General features: G+C 67.9%; 13 protein-coding genes. 6 read left to right on the top strand and 7 right to left on the bottom strand.

Going from position 1 to position 16,952, the window contains the following annotated elements; all coding sequences use genetic code 11:
• Positions 1-372 precede the first annotated feature (372 nt).
• From NBG84_RS29535 to NBG84_RS29550, 4 genes are all read right to left on the bottom strand, one after another.
• Complete coding sequence (locus tag NBG84_RS29535) at positions 373-1,056, bottom strand: ABC transporter permease (RefSeq protein WP_250922705.1); 684 nt, start codon at positions 1,054-1,056, stop codon at positions 373-375.
• Positions 1,057-1,155: 99 nt separating this feature from the next.
• On the bottom strand, positions 1,156-1,983 hold the full coding sequence (locus tag NBG84_RS29540) for an ABC transporter permease (protein WP_250922706.1): 828 nt from the start codon (positions 1,981-1,983) through the stop codon (positions 1,156-1,158).
• The gene (locus tag NBG84_RS29545) at positions 1,980-2,954 is read right to left on the bottom strand and encodes an ABC transporter ATP-binding protein (protein ID WP_250922818.1); all 975 of its coding nucleotides are present in this window, start codon (positions 2,952-2,954) and stop codon (positions 1,980-1,982) included. The genes NBG84_RS29540 and NBG84_RS29545 overlap by 4 nt, the downstream gene beginning before the upstream one ends.
• Before the next feature lie 37 nt (positions 2,955-2,991).
• Positions 2,992-4,239: an NYN domain-containing protein gene (locus NBG84_RS29550; RefSeq protein ID WP_250922707.1), complete on the bottom strand. Its 1,248-nt coding sequence runs from the start codon at positions 4,237-4,239 to the stop codon at positions 2,992-2,994.
• Positions 4,240-4,551: 312 nt separating this feature from the next.
• On the opposite strand from NBG84_RS29550, the gene NBG84_RS29555 reads away from it, so the two are divergent.
• A complete protein-coding gene (locus NBG84_RS29555; RefSeq protein ID WP_250922708.1) occupies positions 4,552-4,731 on the top strand; it encodes a hypothetical protein in 180 nt (59 codons plus the stop codon).
• A gap of 155 nt (positions 4,732-4,886) precedes the next feature.
• On the opposite strand, the gene dnaE is transcribed toward NBG84_RS29555, so the two are convergent.
• On the bottom strand, positions 4,887-8,429 hold the full coding sequence (gene dnaE, locus NBG84_RS29560; RefSeq protein ID WP_250922709.1) for a DNA polymerase III subunit alpha: 3,543 nt from the start codon (positions 8,427-8,429) through the stop codon (positions 4,887-4,889).
• Positions 8,430-8,672: 243 nt separating this feature from the next.
• Here dnaE and NBG84_RS29565 point away from each other — a divergent pair, with 243 nt between their 5' ends.
• From NBG84_RS29565 to NBG84_RS29580, 4 genes are all read left to right on the top strand, one after another.
• Positions 8,673-10,103: a DUF2252 domain-containing protein gene (locus NBG84_RS29565; RefSeq protein WP_250922710.1), complete on the top strand. Its 1,431-nt coding sequence runs from the start codon at positions 8,673-8,675 to the stop codon at positions 10,101-10,103.
• A 36-nt stretch (positions 10,104-10,139) separates the two neighbouring features.
• On the top strand, positions 10,140-10,826 hold the full coding sequence (locus NBG84_RS29570) for a hypothetical protein (RefSeq protein WP_250922819.1): 687 nt from the start codon (positions 10,140-10,142) through the stop codon (positions 10,824-10,826).
• Between the two features lie 347 nt (positions 10,827-11,173).
• Positions 11,174-11,986, top strand: coding sequence for a DsbA family protein (locus NBG84_RS29575; protein ID WP_250922711.1), 813 nt, complete (start codon positions 11,174-11,176; stop codon positions 11,984-11,986).
• Between the two features lie 360 nt (positions 11,987-12,346).
• Positions 12,347-13,927, top strand: coding sequence for an alkaline phosphatase D family protein (locus NBG84_RS29580; RefSeq protein ID WP_250922712.1), 1,581 nt, complete (start codon positions 12,347-12,349; stop codon positions 13,925-13,927).
• Between the two features lie 172 nt (positions 13,928-14,099).
• On the opposite strand, the gene NBG84_RS29585 is transcribed toward NBG84_RS29580, so the two are convergent.
• The gene (locus NBG84_RS29585; RefSeq protein WP_250922713.1) at positions 14,100-14,678 is read right to left on the bottom strand and encodes a dienelactone hydrolase family protein; all 579 of its coding nucleotides are present in this window, start codon (positions 14,676-14,678) and stop codon (positions 14,100-14,102) included.
• A 23-nt stretch (positions 14,679-14,701) separates the two neighbouring features.
• On the opposite strand from NBG84_RS29585, the gene NBG84_RS29590 reads away from it, so the two are divergent.
• Positions 14,702-15,841: a mechanosensitive ion channel family protein gene (locus NBG84_RS29590; protein ID WP_250922714.1), complete on the top strand. Its 1,140-nt coding sequence runs from the start codon at positions 14,702-14,704 to the stop codon at positions 15,839-15,841.
• Positions 15,842-15,910: 69 nt separating this feature from the next.
• Here NBG84_RS29590 and NBG84_RS29595 read toward each other — a convergent pair whose 3' ends face one another.
• On the bottom strand, positions 15,911-16,657 hold the full coding sequence (locus tag NBG84_RS29595) for an SDR family NAD(P)-dependent oxidoreductase (RefSeq protein ID WP_250922715.1): 747 nt from the start codon (positions 16,655-16,657) through the stop codon (positions 15,911-15,913).
• Positions 16,658-16,952: the final 295 nt, after the last annotated feature.

The raw sequence follows: 16,952 nt of genomic DNA on the forward strand, positions 1-16,952 counted from the left end.
GCCCGGAACCCCCCCACCCCCAGGTGAGAACACCCAACACAAGGGCGTCGTGCCCAAGCACCCCGCGCCCCGGCCACAAGCACCCCCGCCGAAACGAGCACCCCGCCAAGGGGGCACCCCCAGCCCGGGTACCCAAGCCCCCGGGACACCGGCAGCCCCAGCGACCAAGGGCCCGCCCCGGCAGGGGCAAACTCAGCCCGTCCGGCGCTTGAGGACGAACCCCACCCCCGGTGAGGACACGGAAAGCGGGCGCGCCCAGCCCAAAAGCCAAGACCCCGGGCACCAGCACCCCACGCAAACGAACGCCCCACCAGGGGGCACCCCAGCACAAGCGAGGCCCAGCCCCCGAGGCAGACATCACTCAAGGAGCGACTACTCCTCAGGAAACGGCTCCGGGTCCCGTGGCCCGAACATCGCTGTCAGGGCCAGGTGCCCCGCCATCGCCGCCACCGGCCACGCCAGAAGCGCCCCCTTGGCGTTCAGCTCCAGTGGCGCGTCGAACACCACCCCCGCACCCACCGCCTTCGCGTGTGCGACGACATCCTCTGTCGGCCCCAGCCAGGTACCCACGCCCCATGCCAGGAGCGCCCCGGCCAGCCCGCCGAGTGCCAGCCCCACCACCAGCGCGATGCCGCCGCCTCGGCGGAACAAGAACGCGCCAACGGCGCTCACCGCGCCGAATGCCACCCCGAGGAGGGCAAACGTTCCGTCGGCACCGACGGCCTCCTCGCCCTCGGAGTCTCGGAGGAACACGGCCTTACCGTCCGAGATCAGCGGCACGCTGGGTGCCAGCCATAGCCACAGGAGCCCGAGGCCGACGCCTAGGACCGCCACCGCGAGGAGGACGATCGCTCCGTCCCGTAGGTCTTCACGCAACGCCATGGTTCCCTCTTTGTGGAGGATTCCGGGCCCGTGCTGCGGGGCCTGCCAAGGGTCGCCGCCCGGGTCCCCGGGTGATGGCGGACGGTGTGGTTGGTGGGGCGGTGTCAGCGGTGCGGTCACCCCGCCATCGTGCCAGGCGAGGGCAGAGCGCGCCTCACCGGACCGGTGGCTCATGGGGGTGCCCGGCCCTGGGAAAACCGGTGACCTCGGCATACCGCGGTGAAACCCAGCCCGAGGGATTCAGCGGACCGCAGCCCGCCGCAGGGCCCAGATTCAGCGGACCGCGGCCCGCCGATAGGCCCAGGTCGCCACCGTCAAGGAGACGACACCCACCAGTGCGCAGATCGCCAGGTCGAATCCCACGGCCGCCCAGTCGGGCCGCGGCCCGAAGGTCCGCGCCAGTGCCTCGACTCCGTAGGTGGAGGGCAGTAGATCACGTGCGTACGAGATGGGCTCCGGCAGCCGATCAGGTGGCAGTACGCCCAGGAGCAGCGCGGCGGACATCCCCAGCTGCCCCAGCAGGGTGGCGAGCTCTTGGCGCGGTGCGAGCAGGCCGAGGGCGGCGCCGAGGCCGGCGAGGGCGGCTCCGGCGAGCGGGATCACCGCTACGAGGACCCAGAGGTGCGTCAGGGGCAGCGAGAACAGCACGCTGCCGGTGACCGCGGTGATGATGGTGCCGGGGACGGTGAAGGAGGCGTAGGCGCCGGCCGCTCCGAGTACGACGGCCGCGGGTGGCACGGGCAGGGTGGCGTAGTGGTCGAGTCCGCCGCTGGCCCGCAGCTGCCCGAAGTACTGGGCGAGCAGATTGAGCGCGACGAAGGCGACCACGAGCACCGACGATCCGGCGACCACGGCGCGCGCCTCGTCCCCGCCGTCAACGACCCCCCGCATCAGGACCATGATCCCGATGGATTGGAAGGTCGCCACGAAGAGCAGCGGAATCCGGGCGACGCGGGCCCGGGACAACTGTGCGGTGTAGACCGCCCCGAGCGCCGGTAGTAGCCGTGCCCGGGGGGCGAGCGGCGCGGGGGCAGCGACGGCAGTATCGCGCCCCCTGATCCGCGTCTGCCCGGACACTGCCTCCATGGGCACGATGCTCACGCTTTGACCAGCCCCTTCATCGCGTTCCCCCCGAGAGCCAAGTACACGTCCTCCAAGCTCGGCGTCGCCAGCGTGAAGTCGTCGAGCGCCGCGAACGCGGCACCGCCGGTCACCGCGGCGACCGCGGCCCGTGCCTCGTCGGGTGCGAGTCGCAGCACCCAGCGGCGGCCGGATTCCTGTGCGGAGCCGCGGAGCGCGGCCACCTCGGGTACATCCAGCGGCGCGCGTTCTCGCCAGACGAGTTCCACCCGGACCTCGCCTGCGACGTGTTCCTTCAACCCGCTGGGTGTGTCGCAGGCGATGACGCGGCCGCGTTCGAGCACGGCGACCCGGTCGAGCACGGTCTCCGCCTCGATCACATTGTGGGTGACGAGCACGACGGTCGCGCCGTGCTCGGCCCGGCGGCGGTCGACCGCCGCCCAGACCGCGCGGCGGGCGACGGGGTCCATTCCCGTGGTGGGCTCGTCCAGGACGAGCAGCGGCCGCTCTCCCACGAGGGTGGCCGCGAAGCAGGCCAGCCGGCGCTGCCCTCCGGAGAGTTTCTTCAGCGGACGTCCGGCCAGTTCGGTGAGGCCCAGTTCGTCGAGTACGCGATCGCGCTCGGCCCTGGCATCTCGAATGGAGAGCCCACGGAGTCGTCCGGTGGTCTCGGCCGCGAGCGAGACGGTCAGTTCGTCGAGTGCGGTGGATTCCTGCCCGAGGTAGCCGATGAGTCGGGCGGCCCGCTCCGGGTGGCGTACGAGGTCGTGGCCCAGTACCTCGATGCTGCCGGAGTCAGGGCGCATCAGTCCGGTCAGCTGGCGTACGAGCGTTGATTTCCCGGCGCCGTTGGGCCCGAGCAGGCCGAAGATCTCTCCGCCCTGGACTTCCAGGGTGATCCCGTCGGTCGCGCGGACCTCCGGTGTCGCGGGGACTCCTCGGCGACCGCGCGCAGCAGGGTACGTCTTGACCAGCCGCCGCACCACGCACACCGTACTCACGAGGTATGAGGGTACGGGGTCGCCCTTACTACTCCCCGGCCGGGGCGTGTTCCGCCGCGGCCCGCACATCGATCTCGCGCCAGAACCCGGCCCTGATCGCATAGCGGTCATGCTCGTCGATCTGGTCGTCCTTGTGGGCCAGCAGGCCGAAACGTGCTGCGTAACGCAGTAGTTCTCCATCGATCCGGTGCGGAATCCGGGGGTACATCGTCGAGAGTTTCTGTACATGGCCGCTCTCGGGCAACCGCTCCATCCAGCGTCGGGCGAAGACCTGGCCGACCTCGAACGGGTCGCCGCCGACGGTGGTGATGTCTTCTTCACGGTCGGCCCAGCGCTGCTCGGCGCTGGTGAGCTGGGCGAGGGTGGGGAGGGAGGCCGTCTCGGGCGGTTCCCCCACCGTCGCTCCGGTGCCGGGGCGTTCCACCCAGCCCTTGTCGGAGGACCAGCGCAGGGTGGCGCTCGGGGGCGGCTGGTGCGGCGGGTGCGGGCCGGGGGTGCGCAGTCCCGCGAGGTCCTTGGGGGTGGGGACACCCCTGGAACTGCCGGGGGTCGGCGCGTTCGCGGTGTCGTGGTCGACCGTTGAGGGCTGTACGCCGTTGGCCACGGCGTCGGCCGCCGCCGCCTGGGAGGCGGCCAGCGCGGATTCGGGTAGCGGGGCGGAGAGGATCGCCGCGATCTCGGGGCGGGGCACGGGTGGCGGCGCGCAGACCCCGGTGAGCTCCTTGGCGCGTACGGCCCGGGTGATCCAGACGCGGTCGAGGACCCGGCGTTCATCGGCCTCGGCGACGAGGTCTTCCGACTGGTTGTAGTCGCCGTCGGCGGCCTGGACGGCCCAGAGGTGGACGGCGACTCCATGTTCCTTGGCGGACATCAGGCCGGGCAGGAGATCACCGTCCCCGGTGACCAGCACAACATCCGAGCAAGCGCGATTTCTGGCCAACTCGGTGAGCTCTGCGTGCATGGCCGCGTCGACGCCCTTCTGCGCCCAGCGCCCATCACTTCGGGTCAGCGCTCCGAGTCGGACCGTGACTCTGGGCATCACGCGCAGCCGGCGGTGCTCGGGTTGCGGTACCCGATCGGGGGCACCGTCGAACCAGTAGATACGGAGCAGGGGACGCTCCGTGTCCGCCTCGGCAAGCTCACGTAGGCCCTGGATGAGAGCGGTGTGATCGACGGTGATCCGGGAACGCGCCGGCTCTCCGGCGAGGAGGCTCGCGGCGGCGCCGAGCAGATAGCCGGCGTCCACCAGCACAACGCAGCGGTCCACGCGCTCCACCCTCTTTCGGGAACTCCGAGGCCTCGGGGACCAGGGATTCTTTAAGGATCTTGGGAATTTGGGATCTTGGAATTCAAAGAGAAATAACGTCCCCGGAGTCGCTTGCGAACCGGGGAGTGTCACAGACTGCTTTGAGTCTGCCCGACCGGAAGAGGCTAAACGGCCGGAACTCGATCATCGGCGTGGCGGAAGTTCGCCAGGGCCTGTGACAAGGGGCGTTTACCCACGGCAATGATCCAAAATGCGACGTATCGCACCATATGTGAGTCTGGTCCCGGCCCTGGCCCCTAGACCCCACGATGGAGGCACACCATGGCCAAGCACAAGAATCGCAAGGGTGGCCATCAGCAGGACCGCTCGTCGCAGTCCGAGCGCGGCGAGGAGCAGGCCAAGTCGACCGCCTACGAGGCCCAGTCCCAGCCGCAGTCGCAGGCACAGGGCAGCCCGGCGGATGTTGCTCGCAAGCACCAGCGGCGTTTCGGCCACAACTGATCACACTCAGCTAGCTCGCCAGGGCTGCCGAACGGCCCTGGATCAGTAGGAAGAGGAGAAGGGGCGCACCCCGCCGCTCTGGCCGGGTGCGCCCCTTCTCCTCACTGTGTGCTCAGCCTTCGGTGGCAGCCGGTGATCGGCCCGTCAGAACGGGATCAGCCGGCCAGGCAGGCAGGACCCAGCAGCACCTTCAGATCACCGAAGAGCGCCGGGTCGGGCTGCACTCGATGCCGATCGAGCCGCAGCACCGTGGTGGTGCGGGGCCCCTGGAGCTTGATCCGCACCTCGGTGTTGCCCCTGTGGTGACTGAGGATCTCACCGAGGCGGGTCACCATCGGAGGGGTCACCTTCACGGTGGGGATGGTCACCACCACCGGCGCGTTGGTGCCCGCCGACGAGAGGTCGGGGACCATCAGCTCCATCGCGACCAGGCGGGGCACGTCTTCTCGTTTGTCCAGACGCCCCTTGACGAAGACGACGGTGTCTTCCACGAGCTGGGTGGAGACCAGCTGGTAGGTGGCGGGGAAGAACATGCACTCGATGGAGCCGGCGAGGTCCTCGACGGTCGCGATGGCCCAGGCATTGCCCTGTTTGGTCATCTTGCGCTGGAGGCCGGAGATGATGCCGCCGATGGTGACGATGGCGCCGTCGGCGTGTTCACCGCCGGTGAGTTGGGAGATCGCCGCATCGCTCTTGTCGGAGAGGACGTGCTCGATACCGAAGAGCGGGTGGTCGGAGACATAGAGTCCGAGCATTTCCCGCTCCTGCGCCAGCAGGTAGGACTTCTCCCACTCGATATCGGAGAATTCCACATCGAGCCCGAAGCCGGGCTCATCCGCGCTGTCGTCGCCGCCCATGCCGCCGAAGAGGTCGAACTGGCCCTCGGCTTCCTTGCGCTTGACCGCGACCACATTGTCGATCATGGGCTCATGGTGGGCGACCAGGCCCTTGCGGGTGTGGCCCATCTCATCGAAGGCGCCGGCTTTGATGAGTGATTCGACCGTGCGCTTGTTGCAGACCACGGCCTCGACCTTGTCGAGGAAGTCGGGGAAGGTGGAGTACTTCCCCTTGGTCTTACGGCAGCGAATGATCGAGTCGACCACATTCGTACCGACATTCCGAATGGCGGAGAGGCCGAACAGAATCACATCGTCGCCCTGGGCCGCGAAGTTCGACTGTGATTCATTCACATTAGGCGGTAGCACCTTGATGCCCATCCGCCGACACTCGTTGAGATAGACCGCCGACTTGTCCTTGTCGTCCTTCACCGAAGTCAGCAGTGCCGCCATGTATTCGGCGGGGTAGTTCGCCTTGAGATACGCCGTCCAGTAGGTGACAAGGCCGTACGCGGAGGAGTGAGCCTTGTTGAAGGCGTATCCGGCGAAGGGGACCAGCACATCCCACAGCGCCTGGATCGCCTCGTCGGAGTACTGGTTCTTCCGGGCACCCGCCTGGAAGATGGTGAAGTTCGCTGCCAGCTCTTCGGGCTTCTTCTTGCCCATGACTCGGCGGAGGATATCGGCTTCACCCAGTGAGTAGCCCGCGATGATCTGCGCGGCCTTCTGCACCTGCTCCTGGTAGACGATCAATCCATGGGTGATGTCCAGAACCTCTTTGAGAGGCTCTTCCAACTCCGGGTGGATCGGGGTGATCTCCTGCTGCTTGTTCTTCCGCAGCGCGTAGTTCGTATGGGAGTTCATTCCCATCGGGCCCGGACGGTACAGGGCCGATACGGCGGAGATGTCCTCGAAGTTGTCGGGCTTCATCAGCCGCAGCAGTGAGCGCATCGGGCCGCCGTCGAACTGGAAGACGCCGAGGGTGTCACCGCGGCAGAGCAGTTCGTACGTCGTGGGGTCGTCCAGGGGGAGCGCCAGCATCTCCAGGTCGATGCCCTTGTTGGACTTCACCATCTTGATGGCGTCGTCCATGATGGTGAGGTTGCGCAGGCCGAGGAAGTCCATCTTCAGCAGGCCGAGCGATTCACACTGCGGGTAGTCCCACTGGGTGATGGTGACGCCATCGGTGTGCCGGACCCAGACCGGGGCGTGGTCGGTGATGGTCTCGCTGGACATGATCACACCGGCGGCGTGCACACCCATCTGCCGGACCAGGCCCTCCACACCCTTGGCGGTGTCGATGACCTTCTTCACGTCCGGTTCGTTCTCGTACATCCCCCGGATCTCGCCCGCCTCCGAGTACCGCGGATGGGAGGGGTCGGTGATCCCGGAGAGGTCGATTCCCTTACCGAGCACATCGGCGGGCATGGCCTTGGTGAGCCGGTCGCCCATCGCGTACGGATAGCCCAGCACTCGGGCCGAGTCCTTGATGGCGTTCTTGGCCTTGATCTTTCCGTAGGTGCCGATCATGGCCACCTTGTCGGAACCGTACTTCTCCGTCACATACCGGATGACTTCCACGCGCCGACGCTCGTCGAAGTCGATGTCGACATCAGGCATGGAAACACGCTCGGGGTTGAGGAACCGCTCAAAGATCAGACCGTGCTCGATCGGATCGAGGTCGGTGATACCCATGGCGTACGAAACGATCGAGCCGGCTGCCGAGCCACGGCCCGGGCCCACCGCGATGCCCTGGTTCTTGGCCCACATGATGAAGTCGGCGACCACCAGGAAGTAACCCGGGAACCCCATCTTGATGATGACGTCCATCTCGTACTCCGCCTGCCTCTGGCGGTCGTCGGGAACGCCGCCCGGATACCGGCGGTTCATGCCGACCCGGACTTCCTCCTGGAACCAGGTGACCTCCGTGAAGCCCTCCGGGATATCGAACTTGGGCATGAGGTTCTTCGCCTCGAACATGCCGCTGGTGTCGATCTGCTCGGCGACCAGGAGAGTGTTGCGGCAGCCGTCCTGCCAGGCGTCCGATGAGTCGATGGCGTACATCTCGTCCGTGGACTTCAGGTAGTAGCCGGTGCCGTCGAACTTCAGCCGGTTCGTATCGGAGAGGTTCTTACCGGTCTGGATGCACATGAGCGCGTCGTGCGCGGTCGCCTCGTGCGCGTATGTGTAGTGCGAGTCGTTCGTCACCAGCGGCGGAATGCCGAGCTTCTTGCCGACCCGGAGCAGATCGTCGCGGACCTTGTGCTCGATGTCGATGCCGTGGTCCATCAACTCCAGGAAGTACCGGTCCTTGCCGAAGATGTCCTGGTACTCCGAGGCGGCCTTCAGCGCTTCGTCGAACTGACCGAGGCGCAGCCGGGTCTGGAGCTCGCCGGAGGGACAGCCGGTGGACGCGATCAGACCATCGGACCACTGGGCGATGGTCTCCTTGTCCATGCGCGGCCATTTCTGGAGCCAGCCCTCCGCATAGGCGTCCGAGGAGAGCCGGAAGAGGTTGTGCAGCCCCGTCCTGTTCGCCGCCCAGATCGTCGCGTGGGTATAACCACCGGAACCGGACACGTCGTCGCGCTTCTGGTGCGGCTGGCCCCACTGGATCTTGCGCTTGTTCCGCCGGGACTCGGGGGCGATATACGCCTCGATCCCGATGATCGGCGTGACGCCCGCCTTCTTCGCGGTGTGGAAGAAGTCATACGCCCCGTGGAGGTTGCCGTGGTCCGTCATCGCAATATGCGACATCCCCATCTCGTTGCACGCGGCGAACATGTCCTTCAACCGCGCCGCACCATCCAGCAGCGAGTACTGGGTGTGCACATGCAGATGCGTGAAGGGCGGTTTTGTCACGGCGGGGGCCTCCGGAGAGCGAGCGACGAGGGGGCGGCGAGGGGCCTGAGGGGGACAGGCAGGAAGTCTACGACCCCCCACCGACACATCGTGGTGGGCGGCGCGAGCACCCCCGGGTCCCGCGGCGGACGGGCACTCCCGGACGCGGTCGAGCGTTGAAGGGGCTGAAGCCGCATCCCCGGCTCTGGGTGCCGGGGAGGGGCCTGACCGTTATGCACGTACCGCACCAGGAGGCACAGAGCGATGCCGGTTCCGCACCCCACCGAGGTCACGGCCGAAGAGCGTGGCGAGCAGATTCTCGCCGTCTTCGAGACCGCCTTCGGTGACCTCCTGGCCGCCGACCCGGCCGCCTTCCGGGTCAAGTTCCGCAAGATGGCGTCCTCGGCGTTCGCCTTCTACCGGGGTACGGCCTGCCTGTTCTACCGCGACCTGGAGCGGGAGCACACCGAGCAGGATGGCAGAGCGTCCGAGCCGGACGCGTCGAACGGATCGGACGGATCGTACGAGTCGAACGGGTCACTCCGAAGGCACCCCTACCTGGACGAGCGCACCAGTCGGGTATGGATTCACGGTGATCTCCACGCGGAGAATTTCGGCACCTATATGGACTCCAGCGGCCGGCTCGTCTTCAACGTCAATGACTTCGACGAGGCCTACATCGGCTTCTTCACCTGGGACCTCAAGCGGCTCGCCGCCTCACTGGCGCTGATCGGGTACACCAAGGCGCTCAGCGACGAGGAGATCAGCTCCCTCGTGCGGATCTGCGCCAACGCCTACCGGGAGCGCATCCACGCCCTGGCCGCCGGTGCCAAGGACGACGATGTGCCGCCGTTCACCCTGGACACCGCGGACGGTCCGCTGCTGGACGCCCTGCGTGATGCCCGCTCGCTCACCCGGTTCTCCCTGCTGGACTCGATGACCGAGATCCGTGACTTCGAGCGCCGCTTCACCTCGGGCGGCGGTTCCATCGAGCTGGACGCGGCCACCCGGTACAAGGTGCTGGCGGCCTTCGACGGCTATCTGGAGACCCTGCCCGAATCCAGCCTGACCCGTCCCGATTCCTACCGGGTGAAGGACGTCGTCGGTCGGCGCGGCGTCGGTATCGGTTCCGCGGGCCTGCCCTCGTACAACATCCTGCTGGAGGGCAACAGCGACGCCCTGGAGAACGACGTCGTGATCTATATGAAGCAGGCCCAGACACCCGCGGTCTCCCGGCACATCGACGACCCGACCGCCCGGGACTACTTCCAGCACGAGGGCCACCGCACGGTGATCTCCCAGCGAGCGCTCCAGGACCATGCCGACCCCTGGCTGGGCTGGACCGAGCTGGATGGCATAGGCCAGCTGGTCGCCGAGGTCTCCCCGTACGCGGTGGATCTGGATTGGTCGGACATCGACGATCTGGAGGAGATCGCCGCCGTGGTGGCCGATCTGGGTCGGGCGACGGCCACCATGCACAGCGCCGCCGACGATGAGAGCGGACACTCCCTGGTGCCCTTCTCCACCGAGCGGGCCATCGATGCGGCCATCGCGGCCGACGAGGACGGTTTCGCCGAGCTGCTGGTCGATTTCGCGCACCGCTACGGCGCGCGGGCGCGAAGTGATCACCAGATCTTCGTCGATCTGTTCCGCAATGGGCGCATACCCGGCCTGGCGGGCGACGGCATCCGTTAAGGCTCCTCTCAGGCGGCCATGGCACACTCGCAGACGATGGACGTATCGGGGATGCAGCTCAGAGCGCTGCGGGCGGCGATCTTCACGGCACTGGTCGTGACGCTGTCCGCTGCCTCCCATGTGCTGCTCTCCCAGTCCCCGCTGCCCTGGACCATGCTCGCCGGTCTCTCGGTGGGCGTCTTCGCCGTCGCCTTCGTGCTCTCCCGGCGCGAGCGCGGCTTCTGGCGCATCGCGGGCTTGCTGATACCGCTTGAACTCGCCGCTGACACGGTCTTCACCGCAGGACAGGACCTCTGCTACGGACCGGGAGGCGGTCCGGTCACCGGCTCGCTGCGGACCTTGGGGCTCGATGTGCTGTGCGGGGGCGGCGTGGGCACTCAGCTGCCCGGGGTGGCAGCCGCCGAACAAGGCACCGTCCCACTGCTCGACACCCCGCATCCCGCCCTTCCCTGGGTGCTGCTCGCCGCCCATGTCTCGGTCGGACTGCTCTCCGCGGCCTGGCTGTGGCGTGGCGAGGCAGCGCTCTGCGGGCTGATGCGTACGGTGGCGGCGTTCACCTTCCGACCGCTGCTGCTCGCGATCGTGGTGACGGTGCGCGGGCTCCCGGGACCCCTGCGGCGCATGGTGCGCTCGCTGCCGCGGCACACGGCCTCCCGCACCCTGCTGCTGGTGCACTCCCTGGGCCTGCGCGGTCCGCCCCGCCCGACCGCGGCCCTCGGCTAGGTCCACTGGACCCCGAGCCTCACGTCCGGCGAATTCGTCAGGCCATGAGCGGTTCCGTACTGCTCCGACCAGGCCAGCACGGTTCCCTGAGTGAGCGGCGCACGGTAGCCCCTGGTCGGTCTCGATCACGCGGCGGCCGGGGCCGGGGTCCTCATCGCGGTGGAGCTCCCGACACCGTCGACAGCCGGTCACGAGCCTTGGACCCCAAGCCGGCCCGATCACCGGCCGCGACGCGCGGGGCCGATCCCCAGGGGCGCCCCCGAGTGCCCCTGGCCGTCCCTCGCTCTTCCCCACCTTCCCCATAACTTCCGCACCGCTGAGTGCGGCATGACCCGGAGTGATTCACCATGAGCGCACGCAACAGCAAGGCGAACAAGGCAGCGGCCCGTGAGCGGCTCCGTTTGGAGCGCGAGGCCCAGGCCAAGAAGGACAGGACCCGTCGGCAGCTGATCGTCATCGGTTCCACGATCGCCGTTCTCGCCGTCGCCGGCGGTATCAGCTACGGAGTGATCCAGGCCAACAAGCCGGATCACTGGGAGTCGGTGGGCAAGGAGGCGGTCACCGCCCCCAAGAACACCGACGGCACAAATGGCACCAATGTCGTCATCGGCAAGCCGACGGCCAAGAAGACCCTGGAGTTCTACGAGGACGCGCGCTGCCCGAAGTGTGCCGAGTTCGAGCAGGGCGTCGGCGAAACGGTCAAGAAGGACCTCGCCGCGGGCAAGTACAAGGTCAAGTTCGTGGGCGCGACCTTTATCGACAACATGGACCAGGGCGAGGGCTCCAAGAACGCGCTGAGCGCCATGGGAGCCGCCCTCAATGTGAGTCCGGAGGCATTCTCCGACTACAAGGCCGCGCTGTACTCGAAGAAGTTCCACCCCACGGAGAGCGAGGACAAGTTCGCCAAGGACTCCTATCTCCTGGAGGTCGCGGACTCCGTCCCGGCGCTGAAGGGGAACACCGAGTTCAAGAAGAACGTCCAGGACGGGACCTTCGATGCCTGGGCGGTGAAGATGTCGGGCACGTTCGACAAGAGCGGGGTCGAAGGCACTCCGACGCTCAAGATGGATGGCAAGAAGGTCACCGTGGAGGGCACCGCGAACCCGCCCGTGACCGCCGCCGAATTCAACACGGCAGTCGACAAGGCACTGAAGGGCTAGAGCCACCAGCCCCCGCTACCAGCGGGAGCCGGACCAACCTCTTGGCCGCCGTATCCGTTGCACCGCACCGAGGGCGCTTCGCTCACCCAGCGGTGCGGATACGGCGGCCAAGGTCGCTGACAGCACGTCACTCCCCCTGGGCGATCACCTCACCGGGGGCCGATTTCAGGACGGACTATGGCGGGAATCCCTACACCCCCACTGGACTACTGATCAGTAGGCTGATCGGCCGTGACCAGTCGAGCCCATTCCTCCCCGCCAGCCCCTTCCGCAACCTCTGGGCCCCCGTTAGCCACGGCGGCCCCAGCTCCCACTCGACGTACTCTCGTCAAGGCCGCAGCCGTCGGCGCTGTTGCCGCGGTGCCCGCGTCGGCCCTTGTCGCCACGGTCGCAACCCCGGCCCATGCCGCGCGGCTCCCGACGTTTGCGCATGGTGTCGCCTCGGGGGATCCGCTGCCCGATGGCGTACTGCTGTGGACCCGTGTCACCCCCAGCCCGGATGCCATCCCCGGGTCGGGCAGGGGCGCCGACACCGCTGTCGGCTGGGACGTGGCGGAGGACGCCGGTTTCACCAGGATCGTCACCCAAGGGACGGTGACGACGACCGCGGAGGGCGATCACACCGTCAAGGTGGATGTCCGAGGCCTCCGGCCGGCGACCACGTACCACTACCGCTTCGTGGCGGGCGGCGCGGTGTCCGCGACCGGTCGCACCCGCACCGCCCCGGCCGCCGACGCGACGGCCACGGGCATCCGCTTCGGACTGGTCTCCTGCGCCAACTGGGAGTCCGGCTACTTCGCCGCGTACCGGCATCTGGCCGCCCGAAGCGATCTGGACGCGGTTCTCCATCTCGGCGACTACCTCTACGAGTACGCCACCGGAAGCTATCCGCCCCCGGAGGATTCCGTACGGCAGCACTCCCCCGCCCACGAGATCATCACCCTCGCCGACTACCGGCTGCGGCACGCCACCCACAAGACGGACCCCGATCTCCAGGCGCTCCACGCGGCCCATCCCATGATCGCGATCTGGGACGACCATGAGATCGCCGACGACGCCTGGTCCGGTGGGGCGGAGAACCACACCCCTGGTACCGAAGGCGACTACGCCACCCGGGTGGCGGCCGCCCGGCGGGCGTACTTCGAGTGGATGCCCGTACGGACCTCCACCGAGGGCACGGTCTACCGACGGTTGCGGTTCGGCAGACTCGCCGAGTTGCATCTGCTGGATCTGCGGAGCTTCCGCTCCCAGCCCGTGCGGGCCGGCAACGGAGGCGTCGACGACCCCGACCGGACCATCACCGGACGGGCCCAGCTGGATTGGCTGAAGGCGGGACTCGCCGGATCGGACGCGTCCTGGCAGCTGGTGGGAACCTCGGTGATGATCTCCCCGGTCGCCTTCGGGGCGCTCCCCGCCCACCTTCTGGCGCCGCTGGCGGAGTTGCTGGGGCTGCCCGAGGAAGGCCTGGCGATCAACCCCGACCAGTGGGACGGCTACACCGACGACCGCCGCGAGTTGCTGTCCCATCTCACCGCGCGGGGCATCGACAACACCGTCTTCCTCACCGGTGACATCCACATGGCCTGGGCCAACGAGGTGCCCATCACAGCGGCCACCTATCCGCTCTCCGGCTCGGCCGCGACCGAGTTCGTGGTGACATCGGTGACGTCGGACAACTTCGACGATCTCCTCAAGGTCGCCCCCGGCACCCTGTCCCGGGTCGCCGCCACGGCCGTGCAAGGCGCCAACCGCCATGTGAAGTGGGTGGACATGGACAGCCACGGCTACGGCGTACTCGATGTCACCCCCGAGCGCTCCCAGATGGACTACTACGCGCTCTCAGACCGCAAGCGGCCGGACGCCACCGCCAACTGGATACGTTCCTACCGAACGCTCAGCGGTACGCAGAAGGTGGAGCGGGTCAACCAACCGGTGCGCTGAACCCAGCCCCGGTGATCAGCGCGAACAGCGGCGGCCAGAGCGCTTCCGTACCGCGTGCAGTGGGCGGGTGGCTGCACGCGGTACGAAGGGTTGGACGGTCGGCGCGGCCAAGGGAGGCCATCGCGATCCAGGGCGGATCAGCCCTGGGGAGGCGAGCACCCCGGAGACAGGCTCAGTTCCCCTTCAGCGTGGCGAGAAAGCCCAGTGCCACACGCCAGGTCTGCTCAGCGGCCCTCTCGTCATAGTCCGGAAGATCCGGATCGGTATAGAGATGCCCGGCGCCCGGATAGCTGTAGACCTCCACATCCGCTCCCGTACGCCCCATCCCCAAATACCAGGCGGTCAACCAGTCATGGGGCTCAAAGGCATCAGGGTCCGCGATGTGGAGCTGTACAGGCAGGTCATCCACCGCCGCGTTGGGGGCGATGTCGGAGGTGCCGTGGAGCAGCAGCAGTCCGCGTGCCTTCTCGTCCCCGAGCGCCAGATTCTGCGCGATGGAGGCACCGAGCGAGAACCCCGCGTACACCAGTCCGCGATCCGAGTGGGGCACAGCGGCGAGAACCGCCCGCTTGAGAAGTTCGTCCTTGCCGATCCGGTCCTTGAAGACCATGCCCTCCTCGACCGTGTCAAAGGTCTCCCCGTCGTAGAGGTCGGGCGTCCACACCCGGTGACCGGCGGCTTCGAGGCGCTCGGCTGCCATCCGCACGGCAGGTCTCAGACCGTAGGCGGAATGGAAAAGCATGATGTCCATGGAGTCAGGTTACGTTCGAAGACATGGAGAACGTGCTGCGTCCATTGATCGTCCTCGGCGGTACGGCCGTGCTCACGGTGCTCGTGGGCTGGCTGGCCGACCTGCTGCTCCGTCGTGTCGACGCCCGGCATCCGGAGACTCCCCTGTGGGGTCTGCTGCGGCAGTGCCGGATCCCCCTCCAGGTCGTGCTCGCCACGGCCCTGTTGCGGGGGAACTACCGCCAGGCAGAGATCGAGACCATCCGAAACCACTACGCGGGCATCGGGCAGATGCTGACCCTGGTGCTGATTGGAGCGTCCGCCTGGCTCGTGGTGAAGATCGCCACGGCCATCGTCGAATCCACCTACAGCCGCTACGCCGCGGCAACCCGCGATCCCGCCAGGGTCCGCCGGGTACGCACCCAGGTCACCCTGATCCAGCGGGTGGTCATCGCCGTGGTCGGCGTGGTCGCGGTCGCCGCGATGCTGCTGACCTTCCCCGCCATGAAGACCGTGGGAACCTCCGTGCTGGCCTCGGCCGGCCTCATCGGCATCGTCGCGGGTGTCGCCGCCCAGTCGACACTGGGCAACCTCTTCGCAGGCTTCCAGATCGCCTTCGGCGACATGGTCCGTATCGGTGACACCGTGGTGGTGGACGGCGAGTGGGGAACCGTGGAGGAGATCACCCTCACCTTCCTCGCCGTACGCACCTGGGACGAGCGCCGGATCACCATGCCCGTGTCGTACTTCACCAGCAAGCCCTTTGAGAACTGGTCGCGCGGCGGGGTGCAGATGACCGGTACGGTCTACTTCCATCTGGACCACTCGGCTCCCGTGGTGCGGATGCGTGAGCAGCTGCACCAGATCATCAAGGACCACTCGGCGTGGGACCGGCGCGACTGGTCGCTCGCCGTCACCGACACCACTCCGACGACCATTGAGGTACGGGCGGTGGTCACGGCCAAGGACGCCGACGACATCTGGACCATTCGATGCGCGGTACGCGAACAGCTGATCGCTTGGCTTCATGAGCACCACCCGTACGCCCTCCCCAAGGTGGCTACCGCTCCGGCCGCGCAGCTGGGCAGGGCCCAGCCGACCGCCGTCGCGGCGCTGGGGCACCGGCCCGGGCCGAAGGAGAACCACGCGCCGGACGATGAGCCCGCCCGGACGGGCCGCGGCTGAGCCACGAGCCGATGGTCGTCCCCCGGCCGCCGCGTCCGTCGGCTGGGCCCAAGGAGAACCGCGCCACCTTCAGTGGCCGCGCTCCGCACCGCCGTTGACCTGGATGATCTGCGCGGTGATGTGGCCGGCCCCGGACGAGGCGAGCCAGTGGAGGGTCCCTGCGACATCACCGGGATGACCGAGGCGACCGGTATCGGTCTCGGCGGCCAGGGCCTCCCTGCGCTCCCGCGGAAGCGGGTCGGCGAAGAAGTCGGTCTCCTCGACAAGGCCCGGGGCGACGACGTTCACCGTGATGCCCCGGGGACCAAGAGCGCGGGCTAGTTGGAAGGCGTACGGATGCAGTGCCGCCTTGGACGCCCCGTAGGCCGCTGACCCCGATCCCCGGTATGCGGCGATCGAGCTCAGAAAGAGGACGCGACCGCCCGGAGTGGCCAGATGCCCCTTCAGCGCCTCGGTGAGTAGAGCCGCGGTGAGGGTGTTGAGTTGGAAGTTCACCGTCCAGTCGTGGGCCACCGCCGCGAGCGGGTCATCGCTCTCGATCCGGTCCTCACGCCCGCCGTTGCCGCCCGCGCCATGCACCAGCACATCGACTGCCCCGTACTCACGCTCAAGGAAGGCGGCGGCGCTCCGTACCTGGGTGGGGTCCCTGAGGTCGGCTGCGAAGTGGCGTGCGGACGGCAGCCGTTCGGCCGCACGGGCCAGGACGTCCTCGCGTCGGCCGATGAGGACGACCTGATCCCCGTCAGCGGCGAACGTCTCCGCTGTCGCGAATCCGATTCCGGTACCCCCACCACTGATCACCACGGTCCGAGCCATGTCCGGAGCCTAAGGGCTGTCCGGTGATCCGGAGCGGGTTGGCGCGCGGCTTCGGACGCGGTGCGTCGCCGGCCGAAGCACATCCCCACATCAGATGTACTCGGGCGGTACGCGTAGCACCGCACGGGGATACCGCCCCGGGCGCGGCCAGGCGCGCGGGGCTTGCCAGCTGTCGTCGTGCCCCGTCAGAGCCGGGCGAACGGCGCTGGGATGCGTCGACCGCAGGCAGGAAAGGCGGAAGGCCGGGAGAGATGTCTCCGGGAGGTCCCGCGGCGGGGAACCCGAGCGTTGCGGG

It is taken from the genome of Streptomyces albipurpureus, from assembly GCF_023701525.1.
Classification (GTDB): Bacteria; Actinomycetota; Actinomycetes; order Streptomycetales; family Streptomycetaceae; genus Streptomyces; species Streptomyces albipurpureus.

What these genes read in the sequence shown, in the direction of transcription:
- NBG84_RS29575 (WP_250922711.1), top strand. Translation starts at nt 11,174, where the DNA reads ATGAGCGCACGCAACAGCAAGGCGAACAAGGCAGCGGCCCGTGAGCGG.
- NBG84_RS29535 (WP_250922705.1), bottom strand. Translation starts at nt 1,056, where the DNA reads ATGAGCCACCGGTCCGGTGAGGCGCGCTCTGCCCTCGCCTGGCACGAT.
- NBG84_RS29595 (WP_250922715.1), bottom strand. Translation starts at nt 16,657, where the DNA reads ATGGCTCGGACCGTGGTGATCAGTGGTGGGGGTACCGGAATCGGATTC.
- NBG84_RS29565 (WP_250922710.1), top strand. Translation starts at nt 8,673, where the DNA reads ATGCCGGTTCCGCACCCCACCGAGGTCACGGCCGAAGAGCGTGGCGAG.
- NBG84_RS29555 (WP_250922708.1), top strand. Translation starts at nt 4,552, where the DNA reads ATGGCCAAGCACAAGAATCGCAAGGGTGGCCATCAGCAGGACCGCTCG.
- NBG84_RS29585 (WP_250922713.1), bottom strand. Translation starts at nt 14,678, where the DNA reads ATGGACATCATGCTTTTCCATTCCGCCTACGGTCTGAGACCTGCCGTG.
- NBG84_RS29590 (WP_250922714.1), top strand. Translation starts at nt 14,702, where the DNA reads ATGGAGAACGTGCTGCGTCCATTGATCGTCCTCGGCGGTACGGCCGTG.
- NBG84_RS29570 (WP_250922819.1), top strand. Translation starts at nt 10,140, where the DNA reads ATGGACGTATCGGGGATGCAGCTCAGAGCGCTGCGGGCGGCGATCTTC.